The following is a 13,158-nucleotide window of genomic DNA, read 5'->3' as shown; positions in this document are numbered from 1 at the left end:
ACGGCTCAGGACTCGTTGAGCTCCGGCTCGGGTCTGGCCTCGAGGACCACGACGGCCCGGCCGGGCACCTCGTGCGTCGTCCCGGTCTCCCAGCGGTCCGTGGTCCGGAAGGCCGACGTGGTGTCCACGACGACGGCCCACGAGGTGGTGTCGATGCCGTCCGGCACGGTGAAGGCCACGGGATCGTGGTGCCCGTTGATGATCAGCAGGAAGTGGTCGTCGACCACGGGACGTCCCCGGTCGTCCTTGTCGGGGATCGCCTCACCGTTGAGGAAGACGGTGACCGCCTGCTGGGTGGAGACCCAGTCGGCGTCGTCCATCACCTCGGCGTCGGGGGAGTACCAGACGATGTCGCCGAGCTCGCTCTGCCCACCGTGGTCGGCGTCGCCGGCGAAGAAGCGGCGACGCCGGAAGACCGGGTGGTCGCGGCGCAGCCGGATCAGGCGTGAGGTGAAGTCGAGCAGGTCCTGCTGCTCGGGCTCCAGCTCCCAGTCCACCCAGGAGAGCTCGTTGTCCTGGCAGTAGACGTTGTTGTTGCCGAACTGCGTGCGGCCCATCTCGTCCCCGTGCGCGAGCATCGGCACCCCCTGGCTGAGCATCAGCGTCGCCAGGAAGTTCTTCTGCTGCCGCAGCCGCAGGGCGTTGACCTCGGGGTCGTCGGTGAGGCCCTCGACCCCGTGGTTCCACGAGCGGTTGTGGGACTCGCCGTCGTTGCCGCCCTCGCCGTTGGCCTCGTTGCGCTTCTCGTTGTAGGAGACCAGGTCGCGCAGCGTGAAGCCGTCGTGGGCGACGACGAAGTTGATGGAGGCGATCGGCCGCCGGCCGCTGTGCTCGTAGAGGTCCGAGGAGCCGGTCAGGCGCGAGGCGAACTCGCCCATGGTGGCGGGGGCACCGCGCCAGAAGTCGCGGACGGTGTCGCGGTACTGCCCGTTCCACTCGGTCCACAGGGGCGGGAAGTTGCCGACCTGGTATCCGCCGTCACCGAGGTCCCAGGGCTCGGCGATCAGCTTGACCTGCGAGATCACCGGGTCCTGCTGGATGATGTCGAAGAACGCCGAGAGCTTGTCCACCTCGTGGAACTGGCGGGCCAGGGTGGCGGCAAGGTCGAAGCGGAACCCGTCGACGTGCATCTCGGTCACCCAGTAGCGCAGGGAGTCCATGATCAGCTGGAGCACGTGGGGGCTGCGCATGAGCAGGCTGTTGCCCGTGCCGGTCGTGTCGTAGTAGTGCGACGGGTCGGACTCGACCAGACGGTAGTAGGACGCATTGTCGATGCCCCGGTAGGCGAGCGTCGGGCCCAGGTGGTTGCCCTCGGCGGTGTGGTTGTAGACGACGTCGAGGATGACCTCGATGTCGGCCTCGTGCAGGGCCTTGACCATCGATTTGAACTCGGTGACCTGCTGGCCGCGGTGGCCGTAGGCCGAGTACCCGTTGTGCGGGGCCAGGAAGCCGATGGTGTTGTAGCCCCAGTAGTTGGACAGGTTCTTGTCCTGCAGGTGCGGGTCGTTGACGAACTGGTGGACCGGCAGGAGCTCGATGGCGGTGACGCCGAGGCGGGTCAGGTGGTCGATGACCGCAGGGTGGGCCACGCCGGCATAGGTCCCCCGGATCTCCGGCGGGACCTCGGGGTGGTTCATCGTCAGTCCGCGCACGTGGGCCTCGTAGATGACGCTGTCGGCGTAGGCGTGCCGCGGTGGTCGGTCGTGGCCCCAGTCGAAGAACGGGTTGACGACCACGGAGAGCATCGTGTGCAGCAGCGAGTCGTCCTCGTTGAACGACCCAGGGTCGCCGAAGTCGTAGCCGAAGATGCCCTGGTGGTTGCGGATCTGCCCGCTGACCGCCTTGGCGTAGGGGTCCAGGAGCACCTTGTTGGGGTTGAAGCGGTGGCCCCGGCCGGGCTCGTGCGGGCCGTGGACCCGGTAGCCGTAGCGCTGGCCGGGCTGGCAGTTGGGCAGGTAGCCGTGCCAGACGTGCGCGTCCACCTCGGTCAGCGGGACCCGCACCTCCTTGGCGCGCTCACCGACGAGGCAGAGCTCGACGGCCGTGGCGTGCTCGGAGAAGATCGCGAAGTTCACGCCGCTTCCGTCGAAGTTGGCGCCCAGGGGATAGGCGGTACCGGGCCAGAGGTCCATGTGGGAGAACACCTTCAGGTGGGGGGAGCGGGATCGGAGGCGACGCGTCGTCGGTCCCCATTGTGAGGGACGGCGGGTCCTGCGGACGAGCCGAGCAGGTCGGGCGTCCTGCTGGGGCCCCTGTGACGCCTGCGACGACACGCGGCCCTCGTCCGATTTGGACCCACCCGGATCCGTCGGCTAATGTTGCGTCTCGCGCCACCGTGAGGTGGGGCACACAGTGCGGACGTAGCTCAGTTGGTAGAGCGCAACCTTGCCAAGGTTGAGGTCGCCGGTTCGAGCCCGGTCGTCCGCTCGGAGGCACAACCACCAACGAAATGCCTCACATGGTGGAGTGGCCGAGAGGCGAGGCAACGGCCTGCAAAGCCGTCTACACGGGTTCAAATCCCGTCTCCACCTCGTTCGGAGCACAAAGCCGATCAGGGCGATTGGCGCAGTGGTAGCGCGCTTCCTTGACACGGAAGAGGTCACTGGTTCAAACCCAGTATCGCCCACCATATAACCGCAGGTCAGAGGCCCTTTCGAGGGCCTCTGCTTGTGTCTGAGGAACAAGCGAGGAACAGCGGGCGGTCCTTCCGGGCACGCATGGGACTCTCAGCCGGTCCGACGCCACCCGCCAACTGGCCGGGCGTCGATGAACCTCTCGATCGAGTCGAGCTTGATCCGCAGCGTCCTGCGCCCGAGCCGCACGGCGTCGAGGTGCCCGTCGGCGATGTAGCGGCGCACGGTCTTGGTCGAGACCGCGAGGACGTCGGCCGCCTCGGTCAGCGACACGAGCTTGCGGGTGAGGGTGGCAGCCATGGTCGTCTCCTGGGTCGGTGGCGGCTCATCTGGCCGCGCTCATCCGTAAGGCCACAGAACAGCCGTGAGTGGCCACCAGCGCGGGTCGGGCCGCGCCGCCGTGGTCGCGTCAGCCCGTAGGCATGAGTTCGGCGTACCTGGTGGCAGTGCCGGAGCGCGGCACGTGGCCTGACTGGCCGTCGTGGTTTCGTTACCGGATCGTGATCCGTGGGTGCTTCCTGGGGGTGACGTTGCCGGGTACGTTCTGCGCGTTGCTTCACGTCGGGTGGGGCCTTCGGGAAGCAAGGTTGCGTCGTGGGTGGTCGGGGTGGGGCTGGGCTGGGTTGGACCGGGGTGCCGGAGGCGTGGCGGACATGGGTGCGCTGGTTGACCGGGGCCCTGGTGATGGTGCTCGCGGTGACGATCGGTGGGCCAGCGTCGGTGGCCGCTCCGCAGAAGGAGGGCACGAGCACGACCAGTCCCCAGGACGAGCAGCCCTCGGACGCTAACTCCACGGCCGAGGATGAGGACCTGCCGGTCCCGGCCGTGGGTAAGGATGACGTGGTCGCGGCGTCGGTGGCGGCACGTGTCAGCGGGAAACCAGTCACGGTGGAGTCGTTGACCGATGAGTTCTCCACCACCGCGGTCAACCCGGACGGGTCGTACACGACGCAGATGTCGGCCGGGCAGCAACGTTTCCGCGGGACCGACGGGGAGTGGGTCGAGGTCGACCTGGACCTGGCGGTGCGCGCCGACGGGTCGGTCGGGCCGAAGGCGCACCCGTTGGGCATCCGGCTGCCGGGGGATGCCGGGGCGGGCGGGAAGCTGGTCGACGCGATCAGCGTGACCCACCCCGGGGGTGGGCGGCAGGTGACGTGGCGGCTGCCCGTGAAGGGCAGGCCGGTCCTGGAGGAGACGACCGCCCGGTACGTGGACGCCTGGCCCGGGGTGGACGTGGTCATCGATGCCCGCCGGTCGGGGTTCGAGCAGACGTTCGTGCTCACCGACCCGGCCGCAGCCGACGCCCTGCCCGGAGCGGACAAGGTGTCCTGGTCGGTGCCGTTGCTGACCAAGGGCCTGACCGCCCGGACCGGTGGAGAGGGTGTGGTCGAGTTCGTCGACGCCCAGGGCGTCGTGGTCTCCACGATCGTGGCGCCGGTCGCGTTCGACGCCCAGGTCGACGACCGTTCCGGGCTGCCGACCAGCACCACGCAGGTGGACCTGGACGTGGTCCCGGCCGCCGGCAAGGGCCGGGCCGAGCTGGTGGTGTCGGTGGACCGGGCCTGGCTGACCGATGCGGCCCGGGTGTTCCCGGTCACCGTGGACCCTACCTACGCGCTGGTGAGCGTATCGCCCTCGATGGACACCTACGTGCTGAAGTCGGCGACGTACCAGACGTACGCGAGCGATGACGAGCTGCTGGTCGGCACCCACAACGGCGGGGGTGACATCGCCCGGTCGTTCCTGAACTTCCCGACCTCGGCGGTCGTGGGCAAGCAGGTGATGTCGGCGAACCTGTCGCTGTACGAGCACTGGTCCTGGTCCTGCACCGCCAGCCCGGTCGGCGCCCACGCGACCACCACCACGGTGGCCTCGACGGTGACGTGGCCGACCAAACCGACCTATACCTCGACACCGGCCGGGTCGGTGAACGCCGCCCGCGGGGCCAGCACCTCCTGCCCCGGCGGCCGGGTGAACATCCCCCTCACCTCGCTGGTGCAGTCCTGGGCCGCAGGCACCTCGACGACCAGGTCGGTGATGGTCAAGGCCGGCAGCGAGAGCGACAACAACGGATGGAAGCGGTTCTACTCCTCCGAGGGCAAGTACGCCCCCGTGCTCGGGGTGAACTACAACCGGCCCCCGGCCACCCCTGCGGTGCCGGTGCTGCCGGCCGCGGTTCAGTACTACAACGCCGGTGACGGCTCGACGCAGTCGTGGACCGCGGCCAAGCGGCCCCGGTTCGAGTCGAGCACGACCGACCCGGACGCCAACACCGTCAAGCTCGAGTTCGAGGTCCACACCACCAACACGAACGTCTCCGACGCGACGCTGAAGGCGACCTGCACCACCGCCCTGGGCACGGGCGGGACCGTCCTGGGCTGCACCCCGACGGTCGACCTGGTCAACCACAGCGCGTACTACCTGCGGGCCAAGGCGCTCGACTCCACCGGCACGACCGGGTCGTGGTCGGGGTTCAAGAAGTTCTACGTGGACTGGACCGCCGGCGCAGCCCCGGTGATCACCTGCCCCGACCCGTATACCGACGGGTCCTGGGCCGACACCCCACCGGCGACGGACGTGACCTGCCGCGCCACCGGGGCGGCGCCGTCCACGTGGGACCAGAACGTCAGGCTCGAGGTGCAGGTCGACGGCGGCACGCTCACCTCGCACCCGATCCCGAACAGCTCCGACCCGGCCGTCGCCGGCGTGGACGTCACCGTCCCACGGACGGGCGGCGGGCACACGATACGGGTCACCGGCGTCTCCCGCACCGGGGTCAAGACCGGCACGGTCCTGCACTCCTTCGGCTACGGTGCCGCCGGGATGCGCGCACCCCTGGGTGACCCGCGTCCCACGGTGACCGGGGTGGTCCCGGTGGAGGCCGCCGCACCACCGGCCCAGGCCGGGCAGAGCGTCACCGCCACGCTCAAGTACCGTGTCGCCGGGTCCGAGGGCGGCTCCACCGCGACCAACTGGTTCGACGCGCCCGACCCGATCCTCGTGAGCCAGAAGAACGGCCAGTCTGAGGCTGCCGGGACGTGGAACACCGCAGCCGCGGCGGTGAACACGAACACCGGCGCCGACGAACGGGTCCCGGTCGTGCTCGAGGTTCAGGTCTGCTTCACCTACGGCGGCGGGGTGACCAAGTGCACCGGGGAGCAGGACGCCCGCTCGGTGTTCCGGGTCCCGCACGCCTTCGGCAACGGCTTCCCCGTCACCGACGCCGGCCCGGGGCAGGTCGCCCTGTTCACCGGCGAGTTCAACACCACCGTCACCGACGTCTCCGTCCCGGGTTACACCGGCGACATGTCCTTGTCCCGCTCGCACGCCACGTACGGGCTGCCCACCACCCCCGCTCAGGGCGTGTTCGGGCCTGGCTGGGTCGCCAACCTCGACGGCTCCGAGGTCGGGCTGGCCGGGGCCACCCTGATCGACAACACCCGACTGGACGGGTCCCTCGTCCTGGTCGACGGCGACGGGGAGGCGGTCGTCTTCGACCCGCCCTCGTCCGCGGACGGGACCTACCGTGCCCGCACGACCGCCACCCTGGAGGTCGGGACGTGGCTGGCGGGCAGCGAGGACACCGCCGCCTCCGGCATGACCCTGAAGGTGACCGGGACCGGCACCTCGACCGCGCTGGCCATCACCGACATCGACGGCAACATCACCACCTTCACCCCCACCACCGCTCCCACGACCGCCACGGCCGGCATCTTCGCCCCCGCCTCCGTCGTCGAGGTCGGGGTCCCCGGCGCCATGACGTTCGCCCGTGACACCGCCGGGCGGGTCACCCGGATCGTGGCGCCGGCACCGGCCGACGTCTCCTGTCCCGGCACCGGTCCGGTCACCACGCCCGGGTGCCGGGTGCTGGACATCACCTACGGGACGACCACGTCCGGGACCGAGGTGGCCGGGCAGGTGCGGTCGGTCTCGGCGACCCTGTTCGACCCCGCCAAGGGCACCGCCGGTGCGATGGAGACCGTGACGGTCGCCGAGTTCGCCTACAACTCCGCCAAGCGGCTCACGTCGGTCACCGACCCCCGCACCGGCCTGGCCACGACCTATGCCTACGACACGGCCGGCCGGCTGACCGGGCTCACCCCACCGGGCGTGGACGGGTTCACCCTGCAGTACACCGGCGGCACCGGGACCACCCCGGCCCAGCTGACCGCGGTCCGCCGCGACAGCACCCAGCTCAACCGGTTCGTCTACGCCATCGACCTGGCCGCGCCGCCGGCCGGTCTGCCGAACCTGGACAAGGCCACCGTCGGGAAGTGGGGGCAGGCCCAGGACGAGGTCCCGACGACGACGGCGGCCGTGTTCGGGCAGGACAAGCAGCTCACCGCCACCACGGCGGCGGGCGTAGCAGCGGCGGACTGGGCCTTCGCCGACCTGTACTTCACCACCGCCCGCGGGTACACCGTCAACACCGCCTCCTACGGTGCCGGGCAGTGGCAGGTCACCGCCACCGGGTACGACACGCACGGCAACGTCGTCCGTGAGCTGGATGCCTCCGCGACCGCCAAGACCGGCGCGTTCGGCACGACCGGCCTGGAGGAGGGTGAAGACCCGTGGACCGCGGACCAGGTCGCACAGCTGGCCACCATCACCAGGTACAACGACCAGGACCTGGTCTACTCCGGGAACGACCCCGAGCACGCGGGGAAGGTGCTCGCGCCCGCGGGGACGCTGGTCACCGACACCTGGGGCCCGGCCCGCACCTCCCAGGTGCCCGGCCTGGGCGTCACCGAAGGCGTGCGCCCGCACACCAGCACCGTCTACGACCAGGGCGCCCCCGACGGCGGCCTGAACCCGAGGTCCGGGACCGGGTACAACCTGCCCACCACCATCACCGTCACCGCCGCCGACACCCTGCTGAACGACCTGCAGGCGGGTGGTGCCCCGGTCGTGCTGTCCAGGACCGTGAACACGTATGACCCGGTCGTGGCCGGCACCGGGTCCGGGTGGCAGTTCGCCACCCCCACCACGGTGACCACCGGGCACGGGACCACGACCTCGGCCGCGGTCACCGTGCTGGACACCGAGGGCCGGGTGGTGCAGCAGCGCCAACCGTCGGAGGCCACCACCGGCACCGGTCCGGGCACCCGGGCCACCGTGTACTGGACCGCCGGGGTGAACAGCACCGACACGGCGTGCGGGAACAAGGCGGCCTGGGCCGGGTTGGTCTGCACGACCGGACCCGCCACCACCCCGGCCACCGGGTTCCCGACGCAGCGCACCACCGCCTACTCCATGTGGCTGGCACCGACCACCGTCGTGGAGACCTCCGGCGGCGCGACCCGCACCACCACCAGCACCTACGACACCGCCGGGCGGGTCCTGACCGCCGCGACCTCGACCAGCGGGTTGACCGGGGCCGCGGCGGTCCCGACCACCCGCACCGTCTACGACGCCACCACCGGCGCGGTGTCCAGGACCGAGACCCTCAACGACTCCGGGGTCGTGACCTCCACCATCTCCTCCGCCTACGACACCTGGGGTCGGCAGACCGCCTACACCAACGCCCAGGGTCAGACCACCACCACGGGCTTCGACGCCGCGGGCAGGGTCGCCACGGTCACCGACCCCAACGGGTCCTCCACCTACACCTACGACGGCGCCGACACCCTCGGCCGGGTTGAGCGGCGAGGCCTGCCCACCGAGGTGGTCCACACCACCGGCGGGCGCAGCTTCGCCCTGACCGGCGCCCACGACGCCAACGGCACCCTCATCGCCCAGGGCGCCCCCGGCGGGATCACCCAGAGGTGGCGCACCGACCCGGCCGGGGAACCGGTCGAGCAGTTCCTCACCGGACCCCTGACCGACCCCGACACCGGCACCAGCACCACCGGGACCTGGCTCGGGTGGGGCATCCTCAACGACCCCCTGGGACGGATCGCGCTGGAGTCCACCCCGGCCGGCGCGGTGCTGGACGGCTCGGACACCACCACGCCCGACGGGACCGGTGGTGTCGGCGACGGGTACGGCTACGAACGCGCCTACACCTACGACGCCCTGTCCCGCCTGACCCGGGTCGACGACCTCACCGCGACCACCCACGCCGGCACCGTCACCACCACCCCGGGCGAGGGTGAGGTTCCCGCGCCCGGGGTGTGCCAGACCCGCACCTACGGCTTCGACGCCAACTCCAACCGGACCTCGTTGAAGACCACCCCCTGCGGGAGCGCCACCGGGACCACGACCACGTGGGCGTACAACACCGGTGACGCCGCCACCACCGGCGCGAACGGGCAGGGGACCTACGTCTATGACCAGCTCGGGCGGCAGACCCTCATCCCGGTGGCCGACACCCCCATGGGGACCAACGACCTGACCCTGGGCTACTACGACAACGACGCCCCGCGCCTGGTGAAGTCCGGCACCACCACGACCACGTTCACCCTCGACCCGGCCGGGCGGCGCCTGACCCAGACCACCACCGGCCAAGGCCCCCTGCCCGCGGACGCGACCCCGAAGGCGCAGGTGGTCCGCCACTACGGCGACGACTCCGACAACCCCGCCTGGAGCTCCTACGACAACGGCGGGACGACCACCCGGTTCCTGTCCGGGATCGGCGGCGACCTCGGCGTGTCCGCCACCACCACCGGCGGGGCCACCACCGCCGAGCTCACCGTGGCCAACCCCCACGGCGACGTCGTCACCACCATCACCCTCCCGGCCACCGGGGCGGTCAACGGCATCACCGCCTGGTCCGACCACACCGAGTACGGCACCCCCCGCACCCCCACCGCCGCCGCCACCGTCGGTGGACCCCTCGGCCACGGATGGCTCGGCACCAAAGAACGCGCCACCGCACCCGAGACCTTCGGCCTCACCCTCATGGGCGCCCGGTTCTACAACCCGGCCACCGGGCGCTTTACCTCCACCGACCCCGTCTACGGAGGAAACCCAAACACCTACACCTACCCCACCGACCCCATCAATGGCCACGACATAGATGGAACCCTGTGGGGAAGTAAGAAGGCGTGGGGTCGCGCAGCTCGCTGGACCGGATACGCTGCTCTAGGAGTTTGCATCGTGGCGTCGGTAGGCGCTTGCGCTGTGGCTGGCGGCATCGCCTTTGCCGCGACGGCCGGGAGCAATTGGAAGACATATGGCAACACGCGAACCTTCTACCGCAGGTCGTCCGTTAGTTTCGCCCTGACGGCCCTTCCTGCTGCTAGGTGGGGGAGCTACATGCATAGGACGCGGACACCGCTTCGGGCAGCGTGGAGTAATTGGCAGCGATCTCGAGGGCACACTGGCACCCATCGGCAGGGCTGGTCTGCCTCATCGCATGCGCGAGGATTCGGAAATAGTGTGCGAAATTCTGCCAGGCACTTCCGAGGAAATTGGAAGGTTCGGCCAGGGTACTCGGCTGCGCGTGCCGGTGTCGTAGGAGCCGGTTACTGGGCTGGAAGAAAGTGGGGATAGAAGACATGAAGAATGCTAACGAGGGATGGACCGAGTATAAAGGGTTTCTTGGTGTGCGATGGATTGTCATCCTGATCGTCACTCCACCGATATTCCTGCTCGGCCTATCGGATGATCCCACTCTGAACATTCTGGGCTGGATATGGATCGTGGGTGTTTGTCTAGCCGGCGTCGCAACCATCGTGATTGCATTGCGGCATTGAACCTTCGTGGCCACTGTATTCCCCGGGGGGACCCGCGTCAGTCGGGCTTCCCCGGGCTGTCCACGAGCTACGGTTACGATGCCGCGGGCCGGCTCACCAGCCTGACACCGCCCGGCCTGGAGCCCTACACCCTGAGGTACATCGGCGGCACCGGCACCGTCCCGGCCCAGCTCACCGCCGTGGAGCGTGGACCGGCCCAGCTGAACCGGTTCGTCTACGCCATCGACCTGGCCGCGCCGCCGGCCGGTCTGCCGAACCTGGACAAGGCCACCGTCGGGAAGTGGGGGCAGGCCCAGGACGAGGTCCCGACGACGACGGCGGCCGTGTTCGGGCAGGACAAGCAGCTCACCGCCACCACGGCGGCGGGCGTAGCAGCGGCGGACTGGGCCTTCGCCGACCTGTACTTCACCACCGCCCGCGGGTACACCGTCAACACCGCCTCCTACGGTGCCGGGCAGTGGCAGGTCACCGCCACCGGGTACGACACGCACGGCAACGTCGTCCGTGAGCTGGATGCCTCCGCGACCGCCAAGACCGGCGCGTTCGGCACGACCGGCCTGGAGGAGGGTGAAGACCCGTGGACCGCGGACCAGGTCGCACAGCTGGCCACCATCACCAGGTACAACGACCAGGACCTGGTCTACTCCGGGAACGACCCCGAGCACGCGGGGAAGGTGCTCGCGCCCGCGGGGACGCTGGTCACCGACACCTGGGGCCCGGCCCGCACCTCCCAGGTGCCCGGCCTGGGCGTCACCGAAGGCGTGCGCCCGCACACCAGCACCGTCTACGACCAGGGCGCCCCCGACGGCGGCCTGAACCCGAGGTCCGGGACCGGGTACAACCTGCCCACCACCATCACCGTCACCGCCGCCGACACCCTGCTGAACGACCTGCAGGCGGGTGGTGCCCCGGTCGTGCTGTCCAGGACCGTGAACACGTATGACCCGGTCGTGGCCGGCACCGGGTCCGGGTGGCAGTTCGCCACCCCCACCACGGTGACCACCGGGCACGGGACCACGACCTCGGCCGCGGTCACCGTGCTGGACACCGAGGGCCGGGTGGTGCAGCAGCGCCAACCGTCGGAGGCCACCACCGGCACCGGTCCGGGCACCCGGGCCACCGTGTACTGGACCGCCGGGGTGAACAGCACCGACACGGCGTGCGGGAACAAGGCGGCCTGGGCCGGGTTGGTCTGCACGACCGGACCCGCCACCACCCCGGCCACCGGGTTCCCGACGCAGCGCACCACCGCCTACTCCATGTGGCTGGCACCGACCACCGTCGTGGAGACCTCCGGCGGCGCGACCCGCACCACCACCAGCACCTACGACACCGCCGGGCGGGTCCTGACCGCCGCGACCTCGACCAGCGGGTTGACCGGGGCCGCGGCGGTCCCGACCACCCGCACCGTCTACGACGCCACCACCGGCGCGGTGTCCAGGACCGAGACCCTCAACGACTCCGGGGTCGTGACCTCCACCATCTCCTCCGCCTACGACACCTGGGGTCGGCAGACCGCCTACACCAACGCCCAGGGTCAGACCACCACCACGGGCTTCGACGCCGCGGGCAGGGTCGCCACGGTCACCGACCCCAACGGGTCCTCCACCTACACCTACGACGGCGCCGACACCCTCGGCCGGGTTGAGCGGCGAGGCCTGCCCACCGAGGTGGTCCACACCACCGGCGGGCGCAGCTTCGCCCTGACCGGCGCCCACGACGCCAACGGCACCCTCATCGCCCAGGGCGCCCCCGGCGGGATCACCCAGAGGTGGCGCACCGACCCGGCCGGGGAACCGGTCGAGCAGTTCCTCACCGGACCCCTGACCGACCCCGACACCGGCACCAGCACCACCGGGACCTGGCTCGGGTGGGGCATCCTCAACGACCCCCTGGGACGGATCGCGCTGGAGTCCACCCCGGCCGGCGCGGTGCTGGACGGCTCGGACACCACCACGCCCGACGGGACCGGTGGTGTCGGCGACGGGTACGGCTACGAACGCGCCTACACCTACGACGCCCTGTCCCGCCTGACCCGGGTCGACGACCTCACCGCGACCACCCACGCCGGCACCGTCACCACCACCCCGGGCGAGGGTGAGGTTCCCGCGCCCGGGGTGTGCCAGACCCGCACCTACGGCTTCGACGCCAACTCCAACCGGACCTCGTTGAAGACCACCCCCTGCGGGAGCGCCACCGGGACCACGACCACGTGGGCGTACAACACCGGTGACGCCGCCACCACCGGCGCGAACGGGCAGGGGACCTACGTCTATGACCAGCTCGGGCGGCAGACCCTCATCCCGGTGGCCGACACCCCCATGGGGACCAACGACCTGACCCTGGGCTACTACGACAACGACGCCCCGCGCCTGGTGAAGTCCGGCACCACCACGACCACGTTCACCCTCGACCCGGCCGGGCGGCGCCTGACCCAGACCACCACCGGCCAAGGCCCCCTGCCCGCGGACGCGACCCCGAAGGCGCAGGTGGTCCGCCACTACGGCGACGACTCCGACAACCCCGCCTGGAGCTCCTACGACAACGGCGGGACGACCACCCGGTTCCTGTCCGGGATCGGCGGCGACCTCGGCGTGTCCGCCACCACCACCGGCGGGGCCACCACCGCCGAGCTCACCGTGGCCAACCCCCACGGCGACGTCGTCACCACCATCACCCTCCCGGCCACCGGGGCGGTCAACGGCATCACCGCCTGGTCCGACCACACCGAGTACGGCACCCCCCGCACCCCCACCGCCGCCGCCACCGTCGGTGGACCCCTCGGCCACGGATGGCTCGGCACCAAAGAACGCGCCACCGCACCCGAGACCTTCGGCCTCACCCTCATGGGCGCCCGGTTCTACAACCCGGCCACCGGGCGCTTTACC

The 13,158-nt window shown here is 70.5% G+C and carries 5 protein-coding genes and 3 tRNA genes; 6 read left to right on the top strand and 2 right to left on the bottom strand.

Going from position 1 to position 13,158, the window contains the following annotated elements; translation table 11 throughout:
* Positions 1 to 5 precede the first annotated feature (5 nt).
* Positions 6 to 2,132, bottom strand: a complete 2,127-nt coding sequence (gene glgX / locus ACI3ET_RS08925; RefSeq protein ID WP_405032668.1) for a glycogen debranching protein GlgX — start codon at positions 2,130 to 2,132, stop codon at positions 6 to 8.
* A gap of 222 nt (positions 2,133 to 2,354) precedes the next feature.
* Between glgX and ACI3ET_RS08920 the strand changes: the two genes are divergently transcribed.
* The 3 genes from ACI3ET_RS08920 to ACI3ET_RS08910 all read left to right on the top strand — a co-directional run bounded on the left by ACI3ET_RS08920 (position 2,355) and on the right by ACI3ET_RS08910 (position 2,629).
* Positions 2,355 to 2,427 (top strand) — tRNA-Gly (locus tag ACI3ET_RS08920).
* Between the two features lie 33 nt (positions 2,428 to 2,460).
* Positions 2,461 to 2,531, top strand: a tRNA-Cys gene (locus ACI3ET_RS08915).
* A 23-nt stretch (positions 2,532 to 2,554) separates the two neighbouring features.
* Positions 2,555 to 2,629, top strand: a tRNA-Val gene (locus ACI3ET_RS08910).
* A gap of 97 nt (positions 2,630 to 2,726) precedes the next feature.
* On the opposite strand, the gene ACI3ET_RS08905 is transcribed toward ACI3ET_RS08910, so the two are convergent.
* A complete protein-coding gene (locus tag ACI3ET_RS08905) occupies positions 2,727 to 2,933 on the bottom strand; it encodes a helix-turn-helix domain-containing protein (RefSeq protein ID WP_405032667.1) in 207 nt (68 codons plus the stop codon).
* 366 nt (positions 2,934 to 3,299) lie between these two features.
* Between ACI3ET_RS08905 and ACI3ET_RS08900 the strand changes: the two genes are divergently transcribed.
* From ACI3ET_RS08900 to ACI3ET_RS08890, 3 genes are all read left to right on the top strand, one after another.
* Entirely contained in the window at positions 3,300 to 10,067 is a 6,768-nt protein-coding gene (locus tag ACI3ET_RS08900) for a DNRLRE domain-containing protein (protein ID WP_405032666.1), read from the top strand.
* Between the two features lie 5 nt (positions 10,068 to 10,072).
* Positions 10,073 to 10,270: a hypothetical protein gene (locus tag ACI3ET_RS08895; RefSeq protein ID WP_405032665.1), complete on the top strand. Its 198-nt coding sequence runs from the start codon at positions 10,073 to 10,075 to the stop codon at positions 10,268 to 10,270.
* A partial coding sequence (locus ACI3ET_RS08890; RefSeq protein WP_405032664.1) for an RHS repeat domain-containing protein occupies positions 10,267 to 13,158 on the top strand: 2,892 nt, incomplete at its 3' end. The genes ACI3ET_RS08895 and ACI3ET_RS08890, both read left to right, overlap by 4 nt.

Source organism: Ornithinimicrobium jinqii (assembly GCF_045032595.1).
Lineage (GTDB): Bacteria > Actinomycetota > Actinomycetes > Actinomycetales > Dermatophilaceae > Ornithinicoccus.
This window is presented reverse-complemented; position numbering and strand designations above follow the sequence as displayed.

Coding starts and splice junctions, on each gene's coding strand:
- glgX (WP_405032668.1), bottom strand. CDS start 2,132: ATGGACCTCTGGCCCGGTACCGCCTATCCCCTGGGCGCCAACTTCGAC.
- ACI3ET_RS08905 (WP_405032667.1), bottom strand. CDS start 2,933: ATGGCTGCCACCCTCACCCGCAAGCTCGTGTCGCTGACCGAGGCGGCC.
- ACI3ET_RS08895 (WP_405032665.1), top strand. CDS start 10,073: ATGAAGAATGCTAACGAGGGATGGACCGAGTATAAAGGGTTTCTTGGT.